Raw genomic sequence first — 19125 nt, 5'->3', positions numbered from 1 at the left:
CGCTGGCTTGAGACCGGCGCCTGATTTATATTGAGCCGATTGTTTTGGGGTAACTATCCAGATTTTTCAATGTGATAGGGCCGTCATACGAAGGAACGAATATGGGACATTCCCGCATAACGCTGGCAACGCTACTCGCATTGGGGCTTCTGGGCACGGTTCAGGCCGAAGAGGGGGCGCGAGAACCCTTCTTTGTCGAACTCAAGGGACCGGATGGCTCACCGCCCCCCGCGGTGCAACCAGAGCCCCGGGCCCAGCCCGTGGCGCCCGTCACCCTGCCCAGAGCCCAGCCCATCGTGCGTCAGGTGCCTGCTGCGTCGGCTGGCAGTTATGGTCCCGTGCGTCCCACCGACACCCTCTGGAGTCTGGCGAGCAAGCATCGCCCGTCCAACCGGGTAAGTGTCTACCAGACCATGGTGGCCATCTATGACAAGAACCCCCGAAGCTTCGCAGACGGCAACATCAACCATATTCTGGTGGGTTCCCACATCCTGCTGCCCACCGCCGCAGAGGCGGGGCGCATCACGGATGCCGAAGCACGCCGTCGCTTCAACAGCGACAACGCGAGCTGGAAGGGGCTGAGCCCCAAATACCTGGCCAACAAGCAATCCCACGTCGCCCAGCCGGTGGTGAGCAAACCTGCTCCGGCCAAGCCGGCTGTGGTGGCCAAGAATACACCGCCCAAGGCGGCGCCGATCCCGGCGGCACCCAAGGCAACGGCTCCAGCCCCCGAGGTGAAGGAGACCGCCAAGGCGGCTGTCTCCACCCCCGTGGTGGTGAGCGCTGCTGCGAGCAGCGCCGCCAGCACGGCGCCGGCGCCCCTGCCCGCCACTGCGGTGGGCAAACCCTCCACCGAGATGGCGCTGGCCCTGGAAGATGCCAACGCCCAGCTCGGCCAGGTCACCGAGATGAACCACAGGCTCAAGCTGCGCTTGCAAGCCCTGACCGAAGAGGTGGAGACCCTCAAGGCCCAGTTGCAGGATCAGACCGCCCTGCAAAAAGAGGTGGCGGAACTCAAGGCCAATCCGACGCCTCCCGTGGTGGCGCCGGTGCCCAAACAGAGCTGGCTGATGGAGCTGCTCTCTTCGCCGCTCAATCTCGCCATGATCATCCTGCTGCCGGTGCTCCTGGTGCTTGCCCTGGTCACGCTCTGGCTGCGTGCTCGTGCCCGCCGCGAGCTGGAAGAGCAGGAGAAGAGCCTCTCCGAGTCGACCTCCATGGTCATGGGAGACGAGAACAGCGAGTTTGATCAGCTGATGACGGTGGGCATCGCGGATGACGAGCCCCTCCATGGCATGCCGGATCTCAACGAGCCGGAAGTGAGCAGGAAGCAAGATGGCGCCAGTGCTGCCGCCGATGTCATCTTCCGGGATGACGAGACGGCGCTCTCCGCTTTTGATGTGGAGCCTGCGGTGACGACGGCGAACCGGGATCCGGATCTGGTGCCCGAGCTGGATCTGGCCCACGAGGGGGACTTCGATCTGCCCGTGGTGCCGGAACTCGATCTCTCCGACGAGCCCGCCTCCTCTGCTCGTGGTCATCACGAGATCATGACCGAGGAGGAGCTGCAGGCCGCCCTGTTTGCCGAGCTGGACGCGGATCTGGAAGCGGATCTGGCCCAGGCCCAGGAGGAGAGCCGCAGCCAGCGTGACGAGACACTGGCCAACTTCGATCTGAGCGATCTAGAGACCGGGTTTGGCGAGCCGACCGACGATGAGCTTGCCGCCAAGGCGCCGCACATCGACGAGACGGGGTTTGGCAAGGACGATGTGGACGACATGCTGGCCGAGCTCGGGCTGGAGCCCACCAAGCCGGCAGCGTCCGAGTGGGATCCCAGCGAGCTGGCCCTGGCGGACTTCGAGGATGCCTTCGCCGAGGTGGAGTCCCATCAGGGGGAGGTGAAACCCCGCGAACAGGTGCAAGACAGCGACTTCGTTGAAATCGACAAGCTGCTGGCCGATGCCGATGCCAGCAGCACGGAGCAGGAACCCTATCAGGGCTTCTCCCTGGATGTGGGGCTGGACGGTTTCCCCGAGGTGCTGCCGGAGTCCAACGGCTTTGATGTGGATGCCGATGACGGCGGGGTGGGGGCCAAGCTGGATCTGGCCCGGGCCTACCTCGAGATCGACGACAAGGAGAGCGCCCGCGAGCTGCTGGAAGAGGCGGTGGCCCAGGGCAGCGAGCACCAGCGCAGCGAGGCGCAGAAGCTGCTCAAGCGCCTGGGCTAGGCAGGCCCTTGTCATCCATGCACCAGAGAGGGCAGCCTGCGGGCTGCTCTCTCGCTTTGGGGGCCCCGCACCGCGGCCTCGCCCGGTCTGGGACTTTTGAGCCCGAGCGCGTATAATCCGCCCCGTTTCTTTCACTGCATCCTTTCATCAGAAGACACCGTTACCCATGCGAATTGCCCTTGGTATTGAATATGACGGCAGCCGGTACTTCGGCTGGCAGCGCCAGCGCGAAGTGATCAGCGTCCAGGAGGAGCTGGAAAAAGCCCTCAGCCGCATCGCCAACCACCCCGTCTCCATCCAGTGTGCCGGTCGCACCGATGCGGGGGTGCATGCCACCGGCCAGGTGATCCACTTCGATACCGAGTCGAACCGCGCAGAAGGCGCCTGGACCCTGGGGCTCAACTCCAACCTGCCCCCTGACATCGCCGTGCGCTGGGTCAGGGAAGTGGACGAGCATTTCCATGCCCGCTTCAGCGCCACCGCCCGCCGCTACCGTTACGTCATCTACAACCACAACTACCGCCCGGCGATCCTGGGCCAAGGCGTCAGCCACTACCACGAAACCATAGACGCGACGCTGATGCACCAGGCGGGCCAGAGCCTGCTGGGGGAGCACGACTTCAGCACCTTCCGGGCCGTCGCCTGTCAGTCCAACACCCCCTGGCGCAATGTGACCCACCTGTGTGTCAGCCGTTCCGGCCCCTACATCGTGCTCGACATCAAGGCCAACGCCTTCCTGCATCACATGGTACGCAACATCACCGGCTCCCTGCTGCTGGTGGGGCAGGGGCTTCAACCGGTGGAGTGGATTGCCGAGGTGCTGGCGGCGAAGGATCGCAACCTGGCGGGCCCGACCGCCAAGGCGGGCGGCCTCTATCTGGTGGATGTGGATTACCCGGCCGAATTCGGGTTGCCCCGGCCGCCCCTCGGCCCGCTGTGGCTGCCGGACTCGGCACCGGGTACGACCAGTTTTTAGTAACTGGGCCCGAAAATTTGTGGTTTAATGATCCGTCGTTTATTGCCATCGAGCCGTTAAGTCATTGAACAATCAAGGCTCGATGTGTTTTGTCAGGCACAAATGCATTAAGGAATTCCATGAGCTGGCTTGAGAAGATCCTTCCCAAGAGCAAGATCACCACACCGCGTCGTCACAACATTCCGGAAGGGGTGTGGACCAAGTGTACTGCTTGCGAACAGGTGCTCTACCGGGCAGAGCTGGAGCGCAATCTCGAAGTGTGCCCCAAGTGTGACCATCATATGCGCATCAGCGCACGTGCCCGTCTCGAGAGCTTCCTCGACGCCGAGGGACGCAGCGAAGTCGCGGCCGAGCTGGAGCCGCAAGACATCCTGAAATTCAAGGATTCCAAGCGCTACAAGGATCGTTTGTCTGCCGCCCAGAAAGAGACGGGCGAGAAGGATGCGCTGGTGGTGATGAAGGGGACCCTCAAGGGGGTACCGGTCGTCGCCTGTTCATTCGAGTTCTCCTTCATCGGGGGCTCCATGTCCTCCGTGGTCGGTGCCCGCTTCGTGCGCGCCGTCGAGGAGAGCATCAAGGAGGGCCGCGGCCTGGTCTGCTTCTCCACCTCCGGTGGTGCGCGGATGCAGGAAGCCCTGTTCTCCCTGATGCAGATGGCCAAGACCAGTGCGGCCCTAGATCGCCTCACCAAGGCGGGCCTGCCCTTCATCTCCGTGCTGACCGACCCCACCATGGGTGGCGTCTCAGCGAGTCTGGCCATGCTGGGTGACATCAACGTAGGCGAACCCAAGGCGCTGATCGGCTTTGCCGGCCCCCGCGTCATCGAGCAGACCGTGCGCGAGAAACTGCCGGAAGGCTTCCAGCGCTCCGAGTTCCTGCTGGAGAAGGGTGCCATCGATCTCATCATCGACAGGCGCGAAATGCGCAACCGTCTGGCCGGTCTGCTGGCCAAGCTGATGAACACTCAGGTCATCGAAGACTGAAGATGAGTTCACACATGCAACAATCCCAAAGCCGGTCGCTGGTCGACTGGCTTTCTTATTTGGAGCAGATCCACCCGGCCAACATCGACATGGGGCTGGAGCGGGTCGGCACTGTTGCCCGCCGCATGGGCCTCACCGAACTGCCGTTCAAGGTGATCACGGTGGCGGGCACCAACGGCAAGGGCTCCTCCTGCGCCATGGCGGCCAGCATCCTGATGGCCGCCGGCTACCGGGTCGGTGTCTACTCCTCCCCCCACCTGCTGCGCTTTACCGAGCGGGTGCGCGTCAATGGCCAGGAGCTGGCCGATGGCGATCACTGCGCGGCCTTTGCCGAGGTGGAAGCCGCCCGGGGCGACATCGCCCTCACCTTCTTCGAGTTCGCCACCCTGGCAGGTCTGTGGCTGTTTCGCCGCGCCGCGCCCGATGTGCTCTTGCTGGAAGTGGGGCTGGGGGGGCGGCTCGATGCCACCAATGTGGTGGAATCGGACGTCGCCCTGATCACCTCCATTGCCCTGGATCACTGCGACTGGCTCGGGGATACCCGGGAGGCGGTGGCGGTGGAGAAGGCTGGCGTCTATCGCAAAGGTAAACCCGCCATCAGCGGGGAGCCCAATCCGCCGTCGACCATCGCAAGCGAAGCGGCGCGCCTTGGCGCCTGCCTGCGTCAGGTCGGCATCGATTTTCGTGGTGATGAGCATGGCGTCGACTGGGATTATCACGGCCTGCACTACTGGTCGGGATTGCCCAAACCGGCCCTGCCGCTGATGAATGCGGTCACCGTGCTGGCGGCCCTGGAGTCCCTCGGTTTGCCATTGTCGGAGTCCGCCATCCGCGACGGCCTGGCCAATGCCCGCCTGGCTGGCCGGATGCAGCAGTTGCAAACCTCGCCGCTGGTCATCGTCGACGTGGCCCACAATCCCCACTCTGCCGCCTATCTCGCCAGCCAGCTGCGCCTGCTCCCTTGCAAGGGCAAGCGCCGCGCCGTGGTTGGCATGCTCAAGGACAAGGACATGTCGGGGTCGCTGGCCGAGCTTGACGGTCTGATTGACGAGTGGTTCCTGGCAAGCCTCCACGGCCCGCGCGCGGCAACGGCCGACCAGTTGGCGACGGCCCTTGGCGGCGGCCGGGGCGTGGCGCTCACCTTTGCCAGCGTGGGGGATGCCTACGGCGCCGCTTTGGCCGCATCGAGTCCTGACGATATGGTCATTGTGTTCGGCTCGTTTTACACTGTCGCCGACGTGCTGGCTCTGGGCTCGGTCTGAGCCGTTCGCTCCCCTGGCTCCGTCAACGTGACGACGGGCCGGGTTTTGCACTGGATAATCCCCTTTCAGGCCAAGTGGGTGGCGAGGGACCCGGCTTCGCCAGCCGGCGTGAGGGGAGGCGTTCTTTGCGAAGTGTGCAAGATTGCAATGGATCCTAAGTAACATGGGTGGAAATTAACTTGGCTTCGAAGTTTCAAAACAGATTGGTGGGGACCGTCATCCTGGTCGCCCTGGTGGTCATCTTTCTGCCGGACCTGATGGACGGCAACAAGCTGGAGCAGAAGGACGAGGCCTTCGCCAAGATCCCCCTGCGTCCGGAGCTGGAGCCCGCCAAGCCTGCGCTTCAGGTCTCGGCGGCGAGCACCCTGCCGGCCGAGCATCTGGCGAGTCAGCAGCAGGCCTCTGCCGCGACCCAGTGGCAGGTAGAGGAGATTGGCGATACCGTGACCCTGGCCAATCAGGGGGGAGCCAATCCAGCGGGAGCCAGTCAGGCTCCCATCACCCAGCAGCAGCCGGTACAGGCCGTGGCGCAACCCAAGCCCCAGCCCAAACCCGAGCCCAAGCCGGAAGTGATCGCCAAGAAACCGGTGGAGCAGCCCAAACCCAAGCCGGTGCCAACCAAGCCGGTAGAGGTGCAAAAACCGGTGGAGGCCAAGCCACAGGCGGGCCAGATCAAGACCATGGATGATCTTATCGCGAGCAAGATGGCCCAGCCGACTACGGCACCGGCAGCAGCCCCGGCTCAGGGGAGCTGGATCCTGCAGCTTGGCGCCTTCAAGAATGCAGACAGCGTCAATGCCCTGGTGAGCAAGCTGAGGGCGGCGGGCTACTCGGCCCAGACGTCGCCGAGAACCCCGGTGCAGGGGCAGATCAACCGGGTCTTCATCGGGCCGGATGTCTCCAAGGCCAAGTTGCAGGGCATGCAGAGCCGGATCAGCCAGATGACGGGCTTGAGCGGCTCCGTGGTGGCCTACAACCCCTGACAGGACGATGAAATGAAAAGACCGCGCCTCATGGCAACATGGGCGCGGTCTTTTTTTGTGTCCAACACGGGGGAGGCAGTGTGGCTATCGGGCTGCCGAGGAGCACTAGATGCACTTCACCGGCTTGGGGAGGCCTGCGATCTTGGTGGCCTGCTTGGCGGGGCCTTCCGGGAACAACTTGTAGAGGTAGCGGCTGTTGCCCTTCTCCGGGCCGTACTGCTTTTCCATCGCCTTGACCAGGGCGCGGATGGCGGGGGAAGTGTTGAACTCCAGATAGAAGGCCCGTACGAAACGCACCACTTCCCAGTGGGGATCCTCCAGCACTATCCCCTCTTTCTCGGCCAGCACCAAGGCCAGCGCCTCGCTCCATTGCTCGCTGTGGCGCAGATAGCCTTGGGCATCGGTCTCGATGAGTTGGCCGTTGAACTGCAAATGGTGTGGCTCGGACATGACGCTTCCTCGAAAAGGCTATCTCAATGGGGCGGGCATGGTAGCGCCTTGCGTCCCGTCCGGCAACCGGGGCGGCGCTTGGCGCCTGCCTCGGGTGGGACTGGCCCGGCGGCTATGTCCGGCTAGGTTCGCCCCTGACCTGTCAGCAACTGGCCGTCGTTGGCCAGCACCAACAGCTCGTCTGCCAACTGGCTGATGAGGGAGAGCTGCTGGCTCAGCATCAGCTGCTCCTCGCTGCTCTCCGGAGCGATGGTTGGACAGGCTCCCGCGAGCGGCGTCGGCATCTGCCCCGCCAGGTGACCGGCGGCCTGCTCCAGGGTCTGGCTGATGTGGCGGCTTATCTCCTCCAGCCCCTCGATGGGCTCGAGTTTGTCGCGATGGGCCCCGAGTGCCGAGATATAGGAGAGCAGGGCATGGTTGCGCCAGGTGAGAGTGAAGCAGAGATCCAGGAAGCGGCGGCGCTTGCTCGGCTCCACCAGCATGCTCTGCCAGGCCATGGCCAGCTCGCTGTCGGCGAGGTGGGCACACTTGCGGGCCACCCGGTAGTCCAGGGATTCATCCCGTTGGCGATGCAGGCTGGCGAGTACCGCCGAGAGGTACTTCGCATTGGCGGACAGGGAGTTGGCGATAAGGGTCGGCAACCGCTTGTATTGCCAGTCGGGCCAGAGCCAGGCCACCAGGACGTAGGAGAGCAGGCAGCCGAGCAGGGTATCGAGCAAGCGGGGTCCCAGGATGGCGAAGCCGATGCCATCCAGCAGGTTGAACGCCATCAGCACGTAGAGGGTGATGAAGCAGACGGCGGCGCTGTAGTTGCTGCGCACCTGGGTGAAAAACAGGAAGGCGGCAAGCCCCATGATCCCCAGTTGCAGGTGCAGCTCGGGGAAGAACCAGAGCACGGGCACGCCGATGAGGATACCGGCAAAGGTGCCGAGCATCCGCTGAACCAGACGACGGCGGGTGGCGCTGTAGCTCGGCTGGCAGACGAACAATACGGTGAGCAGGATCCAGTACCCCTTGTCCAGGTGAAACGCCTGCAGAATGCCATAGCCCACTACCAGCCCGAGGGAGAGCCGCAGGGCATGGCGAAACACCATGGAGTTGGGGGTCAGGTGCTGCCTGAGCAATGCCAGCAAGGGCAGGGCGACCGGCCGTGCCAGGGGAGGCAGGCTAGTGGGCGGCGCGGCGGGGTTTTGCAGCTCTTCGGCGCTTTGCAGCAACTGGTTGATGCTGGCTAAGTTGCGACGCAGGAACTTCATCGGTGTCAGCAGGGTCTTGGGGTAGTGCTGCTTGAGGTGGGTGAACTCCAGCTGATCGCCGAGGGCCTCCAGGGTCCAGTGAATGCGTTTGTGGTGGGTGTAGGGCTTGTGCACCAGGATGGCGTAGCCGAGCTGCTGACAGGCGTCGGCAAGCTGTGACAGCACCTCCTGGAAGCCGTCGAGGACGATGCCCTGCTTGAGCTCTGCTTCCAGCTTGCTGTAGGGGTAGTGGCTGGAGGTGGCCCGCTCCTGGATCTCCAGGGCAAGCAGGTAGAGGCGCAGCAGGCCCGCGAGCTCGGGGGCAACCCCGTGGCGGCCGGGGGCATGAAGACGAGCATTGAGCGCCGTCTTGGCCTGGTTCAGGGCATTGACCAGGTTGATGTTGAGCTGGGCCAGATTGTGGCGGATGGCCTGGGCGCCGTGTTCGTCGGCCGGGAAGAAGCGGGATTTCTCCTGCAAGTAGCGGGCGAGGGCGAAGTAGCTCTGGGCCAGTTGCTCGTGCAGGGTCTTGTAGGGCAGCAGCCAGAGCCAGACCAGGGACACCAGGCCGTACCAGAGGGCCCCGGCGCACAGGGCAAGCGGCTGATAGAAGAGATCCGGCGCCTTGGCGGCCCCCAGCATGGTGTAGATGGCAATCAGCAGGGAACCAAAGCTGATGGTGGCGTAGCGCTGGCCGAGGGCGCCCACCATGACGAAGATAAAGGTGGAGCCCGCGAGCCCGATGGCAAAGAGCCAGGGAGTGGGGAAGAGATACTGCACGCACAATGAGGCGAACAGGAAGCAGAGCAGGGTCATGGCGAGGTTCTTGACCCGGCCCCAGAGGCTGTCGTCGGTCTCGGCGATGGCGCCGGCCACCACCCCGAGGGAGAGCAGCACGGTGAGCTGGATGTCACCGGTAGCCAGCGCGAAGGCGAGCAGCCCCGCGATGGCGAGCAGAACCTTGAGAGCGAAATAGATGTGGCTGTCTGTCAGCAGCCGGCGCAGCAGGCCGGAGAAATCCATCGGCATGCTAGGCACCACCCTTGAACGAGGTGAAATCGATGTGGCTGTCGGTCAGCAGACGGCGCAATAAACCTGAGAAGTCCATGGGCATGGGATGAAGGCAACCCTTGAGCGAAACGAAAGCGACAGCATAACCTGTCGACAACGAAACGGCCCTGATTTGGATCAGGGCCACTTCGCTTCATATCCTTGATTTGCAACTTATCCTGACAGAAATGGGCGCCAATAAAAACCCCGCCGAAGCGGGGTCTTGTGCATATCAAGCATCCATCAGTTGCGGTTGCCGCCAAGCAGGCTCAGCAGGCTCAGGAAGATGTTGTAGATGGAGACATACAGGGTGACGGTGGCAGAGATGTAGTTGGTCTCGCCGCCGCGCACGATCTGCTGGGTGGTCAGCAGGATGGCGCCGGAGGAGAAGAGCATGAACATGGCGGACAGGGCCAGGCTCAGGGCGCTCATCTGCAGGAAGATGTTGGCGACCATGGCTACCAGCAGTACCCAGAACCCGACGAACAGCATGCCGCCGAGGAAGGAGAGGTCCCGCTTGGTGGTCAGGGCATAGGCAGACAGGCCGAAGAAGGTGAGCGCAGTACCGCCCAGCGCCGTCATCACGATCTCGCCGCCGCCGTTGTTCATGTACATGTTGATGATGGGGCCGAGGCTATAGCCCAGCAGGCCGGTCAGGGCGAAGGTGAACACCAGCCCCATGCCGTTGTCACGGTTCTTCTCGGTCAGGAACATCAGGCCGTAGACACCGATGAGGAACACGGCCCAGTGCAGGGGCGGCATGTTCATGACGGTCGCTACCCCGGCTACCACGGCTGAGAAGCCAAGAGTGAGGGAGAGCAGCATGTAGGTGTTGCGCAGCACCTTGTTGGTGTCGCGCACGGCACCCTGGGTGCCAGTGTAGATAGAACGGGTATCCATCTTGATGTCCTCTTGATTTCCGGGGTGAAGCGACCAGTTGTGCTTCGTTAACGCATTGTATGCACTGAATGTGTGGATGACGAGCGCTGATTTCAAGCTCCACCCCACCTGCGTGATGCCTACTATCCCAGAGCAAAGATGTATTGCGCATGAACAAGGAGGCTCAAGGCGTTGCAGAGGGCGCCTGCTCCTGCTCTTTACCCTGTCTGGCGATCCGCGTCGGCGAGAAGCCGAACTGCTTTCTAAACGCCGTGATGAAATTGGCCACATGGTCATAGCCGGCGTGGGCGGCGGCCCCTTGCAGAGAGAGGCTGCGCGCCTCCAGCCTGGCCCGCGCTTCTTGCAGCTTTCGCTGGCGAAGGTAGCGCTGCAGGCTCATGCCCAGCTCTTTTTTTGCGGCTCGCTGCAAGGTGGAGACGCTCATGCCGAGGGTGGCCGCGATCTCGGTCAGGGTCATCTCGTCCACTTTTTCATCCCTGAGCAGCATCTTGAGGCGCGTCGGTTGCTCGTTCTGGCGCTGGCAACAGGGGGAGGCGGCCTGCTGGAGGTGGGTCATCAGGCTCTCCCAGACACTGAGGGCAAAGGCCTTGCGCATCAGCATCTCGGAGGCGTTCTGGCTGCTGGTGAGATTGAGCGCTTCCGCAATCTGTCCAAGGGCAGCGGGCAGGGTCCAGTCGACGCGGCTCAGATGGCGGCTGAAGGTCTGTGCGAAAGCCTTGCGATGCGCCTGTGCCAGATTGTGGGCGAGCCAGGTTTGGTCCAGGGAGAGGACGATGCTGCGGCTGCGCACCTGGGCTTTGGCCGCCCCCTGCACGATGTCGGGCTCGGTATAGAGGATGGCGGTTGCCACTATGGGGTCGGACTCGTGAAAGCGGCACCCCTTGAGCCTGTGAATGGCGCCATAGGTCATCAGGGCCCGGCTCTCGAGGGGAATGGCGATGATCAACTGCGGCGGCAACTCCCGCTCGGTGGCGAAGTCTGCCTTGTGAACGATGTCCTTGTTGTGAAAGCGAAGACCCTCCTGGATCACCAGGTTCTCCACCCTGCCGGTGAAGCGGCCTCGCTGGCGTGCGCTGGTGTCCCTTGCCACTGTGTCAGTCATGTGCAATTTGACCATGTCGAAGAGTGAAATGACCACACCGCAAAACTGCGGCGGAAGATGGAGTGATATATTAGCCCCCGGAAAATCAAATGAAAATGATTATCATCTCTATCTTGGGGTCACTGTTACTATGGTTGTCTTGAAGGATAAAGCGCGAAGCCCGCTGGCTCTGGCCATCTCTGCCGCTCTGGCCGTCACCGTTGCCGCCCCGGCAGGGGCACACACACCGGACATCAAGCCGGACGAAACCCTGGTCGTCTATGGCAATCCACTCTACGGGATGTCGCCGTCGGAGGAGACGGGAGGCTATGGGGTCGACTCGGCCACCGTCGGCACCAAGACGCCGGCGGCCCTCAAAGACATCCCCCAGTCGATCACCGTGTTGACCAACGACTACATCGAGGAGCGCAACTTCGTGGCGGTGGACGATCTGGCCAAGTTCACGCCGGGTCTGCGCACCCTGGTCAATGACAGCGGTCGCTCCTCCATTTTCTCCCGTGGCTATGAGTACGACGAAGTGAACCTCAACGGCCTGCCATCGCCCATGCAGAGCAAGTACGGCACCCTGCCGTCGCTGGCGGCGGTGGATCGGGTGGAGATCATGCGGGGCCCCTCCGGCCTCTTCAACAGCACCAGCGAGCTGGGGGGCGTGATCAACATGGTGCTCAAGCGTCCGACCGACGCCTTCAAGGGCTCGGTCACGGCGCGCTATGGCAGCTGGGACAGGCATTACCTGGAGGCGGACATGGGGGGCGCACTCAACGACGAGGGTTCCCTGCGCGGCCGCGTCGTGGTGGCCAACGCCGACATCAAGAACCAGGTGGACTACAACAACAACGACAACGGTACCTACTACGGCACCCTGGAGTTCGATCTCTCGGATCGCACCCGCCTCTCCGTCTACGCCCTGCACCAGACCAAGGACATCCTGCCCACCAACGGCCTGCCGGCGTACAAGGACGGCTCCCTGCTCGACATCGGCCGCAGCACCTACCTGGGGTCGGCTGAAGACTTCTTCGACGCCGACACCACGGATGTGGGGGCCTCGCTGCAACACGCCTTTGCCAACGGCGGGGTGGGTCAGGTCTCGGCCCGCTACATGGATCACGACATGCGGCTGGAGCAGACCTTCACCAACGGCCCCGTGGACGCGGCGGGCAACACCGGGCTGATGTTCAACGGCCAGGGGAACCAGCAGAAGAACATGGCCTTCGATGCCAACTACAGTCAGATGTTCGATCTGCTGGGGCACAAGAGCGAGTTTGTGCTGGGCTCCGACTACAAGCGCTACGAGTCGGACATCCAGACCTACACCAACCGCAACCTCGGCAAGATCAATGTGTTCGATTTCGACCCGACCCGGGTCGCCAAGCCGGACTACAGCTACACCAAGAATGACCATGAGGAGCAGTCGGAGCTCGGTCTGTATGGCAAGGTGACCTGGCGGCTGATGGAGCCGCTCTCGGTGATCACCGGGGCCCGCGTCTCCTGGTACGATCTGGATGCCGTCAGCACGACCCTGAGTTCCGGAGCCCAGAGCGGCGAGTCCAGTGCGTTCAACGGCAAGCTCACCCCCTACGCGGGGGCCGTCTATGACCTGAGCGACGAACACGCCTGGTATGCCAGCTACTCCAAGGTGTTCAAGCCCCAGACCAGCCAGGACGAGAGCGGCAACCTGCTCAAGCCCCGGGAGGGCAGCCAGTGGGAAACCGGCATCAAGTCCTCGCTGCGTGACGGCCTGCTCAACACCCGGGCGACCCTCTTCCTGATGAAGGACGACAACATCGCGGCCCAGGCCTACGACGATCAGGGCATTGCCATCACCAACACCTACTGGGCCACCGGCAAGGTGGAGACGCAAGGGGTGGAGCTGGAGGCGAGCGGCTATCTCAGCCAGAACTGGATGGTGATGGCCGGCTATACCTTCACCGACATCGAGGAGAAGGCGGGGGATCACAACCCGAAATTCGACACCATCCCCCGTCACGCCCTCTCACTCTGGACCGACTACCACCTGGCCGACTGGGTGCAGGGGCTGCACCTCGGGGCAGGCATGACGGCGGTGAGCGACTACGGCTTCAACCAGAAGGGAGTCGAGACCCACCAGGGGGGCTATGCCCTGTTCGATGCGGCGGTGCGTTACGAGATCAACGACAGGATGCAGGCGACCCTGAACCTCTACAACCTGCTCGACCGGGAGTACTTCTACCGGGTCGGCTCCACCAGCACCTTCAACATGTACGGCGAGCCGGCGAACCTGATGGCAGGCTTCACCTACAAGCTGTAACGACCGACGACAGCAGGGTCTGCGGGCCCTGCTGTCGTCTCTGTGCGCCGCCCTACGGGGGATCCCCAAGGCTGGCGACACAATCCTGGTTCATCCCATGACAAGACTCATCACCCTGCTGCTCACCATGATCACACTCTCTTCTGCCCAGGCAGACATGCTCCACTACGCCCAGCGCTTCACCCACCATTCGGCCCTGCTGGGGGAGACGCGGCAATACAGCGTCTCCCTGCCCCAGGAATATGAACGCGAGCCCGGGGCTCGGTTCCCCGTGCTCTATCTGCTCGACGGGGAGAAGAGTCTGCTGGAGGTTGTCGGCATCACCCGGGCCCTGCGGGCCGGGCTCAATCCGGTGATCCCCCCCCTCATCATCGTCGCGGTCCACAACACCGACCGGATGCGGGATTACACCCCGAGCCACACCATGACCTTGCCCAATGGGTCACCGGCGGGGCCCGGCTATGCCGTGACGGGGGGCGGGCCCCGATTCCTGCGCTATCTGAGTGAGGAGCTGCGCCCCCTCATCGAGGAGAGGTTTCGGACCCGGGCGCCGGCCCTGCTGGTGGGCCACTCCCTCGGCGGCCTGCTGGCACTCGATGCCCAGGCGCAAGATGGCGGCCAGTTCCAGGGGGTGATCGCCATCGACGCCAGCCTCTGGTTCGATTACCCCCGCAATTACGAGCGCATCGCGTCGGAGTTGACCGGGCCGCTCAGGCACGCCTCCTCGCTGTTTATGGCGGTGGCCAACAACCCCTTCACCCCGGGATTCGGGCGCTCGGCGTTTCACCGGGATCGCCTGCAGCAGTTTGCCCGGCAGGTGGTGGCAGCGCCCGGCGCAAACCTGCACGTCACCAGCCGCTACTTCGAGGAGGAGGATCACCACAGCGTCTACCACCCCGCCGTCTATCAGGGACTCCAGTGGCTGTTTCAGGGCTATCGGCTGGATCTGGCGCCCGGTCACTTCAGCCGACAGGGGGTGATCGCCCGCTTTGATGCCCTGAACCGCCACCTCGGCAGCGCACTGCGCCCGGAGCTGGGGAGCCTGCGGGACATCAGGGAGAAGGCCGCGCGCTGGCCGCAGATGGCGATCCCCGTGGACGAGGCCGATGCCCTGCTGGCCCACTACTACGGGTCGAAGCCGTGAAAGCCGATATTTTTGCCTGTGTCTGGAATCGTCACAACGGCGCCGGAGACGGGTGTCGGTCCGGCGCCATCCCTGGGTAGACTGCCGAAACGAGGGGCGCCGGGTCGGTGCCCCGACAGAGGCAGGGAGTGAGCGATGGCGGTTGCAGGAAAGAGGGGAGGCATGCTGGCTCTGTGGTGCGGCGCACTCCTGATGTCGGGGTGCAGTGGGTTTGCGCCTGCGCCCATTCCCGTCACCTATCTGAGTCAGGATCCGCCCCCAGGCAGGCTGCCCCTTGGGGAGACCGCCTATGTGGATGACGGTCGCTGCCCACCCGGGCAGGTCAAGCGGCTCATCGGCGGGGACGCGAAGCACAATGTGCCAAGAAAGGTGGAGTGTGTGGCAAGACCGCAATGATGATGTGATTTTCACAGCATGAAAAATCCAAAAAAGAGCCCTGAGGCAGTCGCCTTGGGGCTCTTTTCGTCTGGCTGGCCTGGTCGGTGTGATGCCGCAGCGGGCTAGAAGGCATCTCCAGGGACCCGCACCCAGCCTTCCATCAGGATGCGGGCGGAGCGGGACATCACCGCTTTGGTGACCGTCCACTGTCCCGCTACCTGCTCTGCCTGGGCTCCGACTCTCAGGGTGCCGGAGGGGTGACCAAAGCGCACCGCTTCGCGCTCGCCGCCCCCGGCGGCCAGATTGACGAGGGTGCCGGGAATGGCCGCCGCCGTGCCGATGGCCACGGCGCAGGTGCCCATCATGGCGTGGTGCAGCTTGCCCATGGAGAGGGCCCGCACCAGCAGATCGATCTCGCCGGCAATAATCTCCTTGCCGCTGGCGGTGCGGTAATCCTTGGCGGGTGCGACGAAGGCAATTTTCGGGGTGTGCTGGCGAGTGGCCGCCTCTTCGGGGCGCTTGATGAGCCCCATGCGCAGGGCACCGGCAACCCGGATCGCCTCGAAACGGGCGAGCGCTTGCGGGTCTGTGTTGATCGCCTCGCGCAGCTCGGTGCCCTCATAACCGATGTCCTCGGCGTTGACGAACACGGTGGGGATGCCGGCGCAGATCAGGGTGGCCTTCAAGGTGCCGCTCTTTACAACAGAATCCGGCACTTCCAGATCGTCCACCAGATTGCCGGTGGGGAAGAGGGCGCCGCCGTCTTCACCCTCGTCGGACGGGTCGAGAAACTCCAGCACGATCTCGGCGGCGGGAAAGGTCACCCCGTCCAGCTCGAAGTCGCCTGTCTCCTGCACCTGGCCGTTCGTCACCGGCACGTGGGCGAGGATGGTCTTGCCGATATTGGCCTGCCAGATGCGCACCTCGCAGGTGCCGTGCTCCGGGATGCGGGACGGGTCCACCAACCCGGCATGGATGGCGAAGGCCCCGGCGCCGGTGGAGAGGTTGCCGCAGTTGCCGCTCCAGTCCACAAATGCCTTGTCGATGGCGACCTGACCGTAGAGGTAGTCCACATCGTGATCGGGTTGCTGGCTTTTGGAGAGGATGACGCACTTGGCTGTGGAGGAGGTGGCCCCTCCCATGCCGTCCATGTGGGCGCCGTAGGGGTCGGGGCTGCCGATGACCCGCAGGAAGAAGGCATCCCGTGCCGGGCCCGGCTGCTGGCAGCGCTCGGGCAGGTCAGATAAGCGAAAGAAGACCCCCTTGCTGGTGCCGCCGCGAAGGTAGGTGGCCGGGATTTTTACTTGTGGTATATGGGCCATAGAGAGTGTCCTGAAAAGAGTCATGGATCCTGCTCCCTCTGGGAGAAGGTACCCGAAGGGCGGATGTGGGGGATTTCCCCTCACCCCAACCCTCTCCCAAAGGGAGAGGGTGCTTTATGCCTTCCCCTTTTTCAAAGGGGCGGAGCGGGGTTGCGATTTAGCTTGCGGCCTTTTGCGCGGTCGACGCCAGGAAGTCCTGGGCGAAGCGTTGCAGCACGCCGCCCGCCTCATAGACCGAGACCTCCTCGGCGGTGTCGAGGCGGCAGGTCATGGGCACCTGGATCACTTCGCCGCTGCGACGGCGGATCACCAGGGTGAGATCGGTGCGCGGCTGGCGCTCCCCCACCACGTCATAGGTCTCGGTGCCATCGAGGCCCAGCGTGAGGCGGGTGGTGCCCGGTTTGAACTCGAGCGGCAGCACCCCCATGCCGATGAGGTTGGTGCGGTGAATGCGCTCGAAGCCTTCCGCCGCGATCACCTCCACCCCGGCAAGGCGCACCCCCTTGGCCGCCCAGTCACGGGACGAGCCCTGACCGTAGTCGGCACCGGCCACGATGATGAGGGGCTGCTTGCGCGCCATGTAGGTCTCGATGGCTTCCCACATACGCATCACCTTGCCGTCCGGCTCGACCCGGGCCAAGGATCCCTTCTTCATCGCCCCGTTGACCACCGCCATCTCGTTGACCAGTTGGGGGTTGGCGAAGGTGGCGCGCTGGGCGGTCAGGTGATCGCCGCGGTGGGTCGCATAGGAGTTGAAGTCCTCCTCCGGCAGGCCCATCTTGTGCAGATATTCCCCCGCCGCGCTGCTGCGCAGTATGGCGTTGGAGGGGGAGAGGTGGTCGGTGGTGATGTTGTCCGGCAGCAGCGCCAGCGGCCGCATCCCCTTGAGGGTGCGCTCGCCCGCCAGGGCCCCTTCCCAGTAGGGGGGGCGACGGATATAGGTACTCTGCGGACGCCAGTCATACAGGGGCGCCACTTTCGGGCCCAGGTCTTCCTCTATGGTGAACATGGGGATGTAGACCTGACGGAACTGCGCCGGTTTGACCGCCGCGCGCACCACGGCGTCGATCTCCTCGTCTCTCGGCCAGATGTCTTTGAGGCGCACTTCCTTGCCGTTCACCACCCCCAGCACATCCTTCTCGATGTCGAAGCGGATGGTACCGGCGATGGCGTAGGCCACCACCAGCGGCGGGGAGGCGAGGAACGCCTGCTTGGCGTAGGGGTGGATGCGGCCGTCGAAGTTGCGGTTGCCCGACAGCACCGCCGTGGCGTAGAGATCCCGCTCGATGATCTCCTGCTGGATGGCGGGATCCAGCGCGCCGGACATGCCGTTGCAGGTGGTGCAGGCGAAGGCCACCACGCCGAAGCCGAGCTGTGCCAGCTCATCCATCAGCCCCGCCTCTTTCAGGTAAAGCGCGACCGTCTTGGAGCCGGGGGCGAGGGAGGATTTGACCCAGGGCTTGCGCATCAGGCCGAGCCGGTTGGCGTTGCGGGCCAACAGGCCTGCGGCAATCACGTTGCGCGGGTTGCTGGTGTTGGTGCAGCTGGTGATGGCGGCGATGATGACGGCGCCATCGGGCAAGAGGCCGTCCGCTTCCTGGGCGCGAGCCTTGTCCAGATCCACCGCGATACCGCGCTCCGCCAGGGCGGAGACCGGCAGGCGGCGATGGGGGTTGGAGGGGCCGGCCAGGGTGCGCACCACGGTCGACAAGTCGAAGTGCAGCACCCGCTCGTACTGGGCGTCCACCAGGGCGTCGGCCCAGAGGCCAGCTTCCCTGGCGTAGGTCTCCACCAGTTTCACCTGGTCGTCGTCACGGCCGGTGAGTCTGAGGTAGTCGAGGGTCTGCTGGTCGATGAAGAACATGGCCGCGGTGGCGCCATATTCCGGCGCCATGTTGGAGATGGTGGCTCTGTCGCCCAGCGTCAGGGCGGCTGCGCCCTCGCCACGGAACTCCAGATAGGCGCCGACCACCTTCTGCTGGCGCAGGAATTCGGTGAGCGACAGCACCAGATCCGTGGCGGTGATGCCGGGTTGCGGCTTGCCGGTCAGCTCCACGCCGACGATCTCCGGCAGCCGCATCCAGGAGGCGCGCCCCAGCATCACGTTCTCCGCTTCCAGCCCGCCCACCCCCACCGCGATGACGCCGAGGGCGTCCACGTGGGGGGTGTGGCTGTCGGTGCCGACGCAGGTATCCGGGTAGGCCAGGCCGCGATCGGCGTGGATGACCGGGGACATCTTCTCCAGGTTGATCTGGTGCATGATGCCGTTGCCTGGCGGGATCACCTCGATGTTCTTGAATGCCTGCCTGGTCCAGTTGATGAAGTGGAAGCGATCCTCGTTGCGGCGATCCTCGATGGCGCGGTTCTTCTCGAACGCCTGGGGATCGAAGCCGCCACACTCGACGGCGAGCGAGTGATCGACGATAAGCTGCACCGGCACCACGGGGTTGACCTGGGCGGGATCTCCTCCCTGCTCGGCGATGGCGTCGCGAAGGCCCGCCAGGTCCACCAGGGCGGTCTGGCCCAGGATGTCGTGGCAGACCACGCGGGCCGGGAACCAGGGGAAGTCGCGCTCACGCTTGCCGAAGACGATCTGGCCGAGGCATTCGGTGAGGATGGCCGGATCGCACTTGCGAACCAGGTTCTCGGCGTGGACGCGGGCGGTGTAGGAGAGCTTGTCCCAGGTGCCGGGCTGGATGGCTTCGACCGCCGCACGGGCGTCGAAGTAGTCCAGTGCCGTGCCGGGCAGGGGCTTGCGGTATTGTGCGTTGATCATCACTTGCGCTCCTGATTCTTCTCGGCGTGCACGCGGGCGGGATAGTGGG

Annotated in this window: 14 protein-coding genes; 8 read left to right on the top strand and 6 right to left on the bottom strand. The window is 64.0% G+C overall.

Annotated features, from left to right (window positions below; all coding sequences use genetic code 11):
• The first annotated feature begins 101 nt into the window (after window positions 1-101).
• The 5 genes from AB5Y68_RS16055 (at window position 102) to dedD (ending at window position 6432) form a co-directional block, all read left to right on the top strand.
• Window positions 102-2228 (top strand): FimV/HubP family polar landmark protein, encoded by a 2127-nt coding sequence (locus AB5Y68_RS16055; protein WP_039038801.1) that lies wholly within the window; start codon window positions 102-104, stop codon window positions 2226-2228.
• A gap of 166 nt (window positions 2229-2394) precedes the next feature.
• On the top strand, window positions 2395-3204 hold the full coding sequence (gene truA / locus AB5Y68_RS16050) for a tRNA pseudouridine(38-40) synthase TruA (protein WP_039038800.1): 810 nt from the start codon (window positions 2395-2397) through the stop codon (window positions 3202-3204).
• Window positions 3205-3323: 119 nt separating this feature from the next.
• The gene (gene accD, locus AB5Y68_RS16045) at window positions 3324-4187 is read left to right on the top strand and encodes an acetyl-CoA carboxylase, carboxyltransferase subunit beta (protein ID WP_010675139.1); all 864 of its coding nucleotides are present in this window, start codon (window positions 3324-3326) and stop codon (window positions 4185-4187) included.
• A gap of 2 nt (window positions 4188-4189) precedes the next feature.
• Window positions 4190-5449, top strand: coding sequence for a bifunctional tetrahydrofolate synthase/dihydrofolate synthase (gene folC, locus AB5Y68_RS16040; RefSeq protein ID WP_039038799.1), 1260 nt, complete (start codon window positions 4190-4192; stop codon window positions 5447-5449).
• 179 nt (window positions 5450-5628) lie between these two features.
• Window positions 5629-6432, top strand: a complete 804-nt coding sequence (gene dedD / locus AB5Y68_RS16035; RefSeq protein ID WP_029314728.1) for a cell division protein DedD — start codon at window positions 5629-5631, stop codon at window positions 6430-6432.
• Window positions 6433-6537: 105 nt separating this feature from the next.
• Here the strand turns inward: dedD and AB5Y68_RS16030 are convergent, their stop codons facing one another.
• From AB5Y68_RS16030 to AB5Y68_RS16015, 4 genes are all read right to left on the bottom strand, one after another.
• Entirely contained in the window at window positions 6538-6882 is a 345-nt protein-coding gene (locus AB5Y68_RS16030) for a TusE/DsrC/DsvC family sulfur relay protein (protein ID WP_039038798.1), read from the bottom strand.
• A gap of 122 nt (window positions 6883-7004) precedes the next feature.
• The gene (gene yccS / locus AB5Y68_RS16025; RefSeq protein WP_039038797.1) at window positions 7005-9146 is read right to left on the bottom strand and encodes a YccS family putative transporter; all 2142 of its coding nucleotides are present in this window, start codon (window positions 9144-9146) and stop codon (window positions 7005-7007) included.
• Window positions 9147-9410: 264 nt separating this feature from the next.
• Window positions 9411-10067: a Bax inhibitor-1/YccA family protein gene (locus tag AB5Y68_RS16020; protein WP_010675134.1), complete on the bottom strand. Its 657-nt coding sequence runs from the start codon at window positions 10065-10067 to the stop codon at window positions 9411-9413.
• A gap of 163 nt (window positions 10068-10230) precedes the next feature.
• The gene (locus AB5Y68_RS16015) at window positions 10231-11169 is read right to left on the bottom strand and encodes a helix-turn-helix transcriptional regulator (RefSeq protein WP_039038796.1); all 939 of its coding nucleotides are present in this window, start codon (window positions 11167-11169) and stop codon (window positions 10231-10233) included.
• 139 nt (window positions 11170-11308) lie between these two features.
• Here AB5Y68_RS16015 and AB5Y68_RS16010 point away from each other — a divergent pair, with 139 nt between their 5' ends.
• The 3 genes from AB5Y68_RS16010 to AB5Y68_RS16000 all read left to right on the top strand — a co-directional run bounded on the left by AB5Y68_RS16010 (window position 11309) and on the right by AB5Y68_RS16000 (window position 14996).
• Window positions 11309-13456 carry a TonB-dependent siderophore receptor gene (locus tag AB5Y68_RS16010; RefSeq protein ID WP_200886006.1) on the top strand — a complete coding sequence of 716 codons (2148 nt, stop codon included), beginning with the start codon at window positions 11309-11311 and terminating at the stop codon, window positions 13454-13456.
• Between the two features lie 97 nt (window positions 13457-13553).
• The gene (locus tag AB5Y68_RS16005) at window positions 13554-14600 is read left to right on the top strand and encodes an alpha/beta hydrolase (RefSeq protein WP_039038794.1); all 1047 of its coding nucleotides are present in this window, start codon (window positions 13554-13556) and stop codon (window positions 14598-14600) included.
• A gap of 135 nt (window positions 14601-14735) precedes the next feature.
• Window positions 14736-14996, top strand: a complete 261-nt coding sequence (locus tag AB5Y68_RS16000; protein ID WP_039038793.1) for a DUF6719 family protein — start codon at window positions 14736-14738, stop codon at window positions 14994-14996.
• Between the two features lie 104 nt (window positions 14997-15100).
• Here the strand turns inward: AB5Y68_RS16000 and prpF are convergent, their stop codons facing one another.
• Together prpF and acnD are read right to left on the bottom strand one after the other, a co-directional pair.
• Entirely contained in the window at window positions 15101-16300 is a 1200-nt protein-coding gene (prpF, locus tag AB5Y68_RS15995; RefSeq protein ID WP_039038792.1) for a 2-methylaconitate cis-trans isomerase PrpF, read from the bottom strand.
• Between the two features lie 157 nt (window positions 16301-16457).
• Window positions 16458-19076, bottom strand: a complete 2619-nt coding sequence (gene acnD, locus AB5Y68_RS15990) for a Fe/S-dependent 2-methylisocitrate dehydratase AcnD (protein WP_200886003.1) — start codon at window positions 19074-19076, stop codon at window positions 16458-16460.
• Between the last annotated feature and the right edge of the window lie 49 nt (window positions 19077-19125).

It is taken from the genome of Aeromonas sp. R6-1 (assembly GCF_040908165.1).
GTDB classification, from domain to species: Bacteria; Pseudomonadota; Gammaproteobacteria; order Enterobacterales; family Aeromonadaceae; genus Aeromonas; species Aeromonas caviae.
Note: the sequence above shows the minus strand (reverse complement) of the source record. Positions and strands in the feature narration are given on the sequence as shown.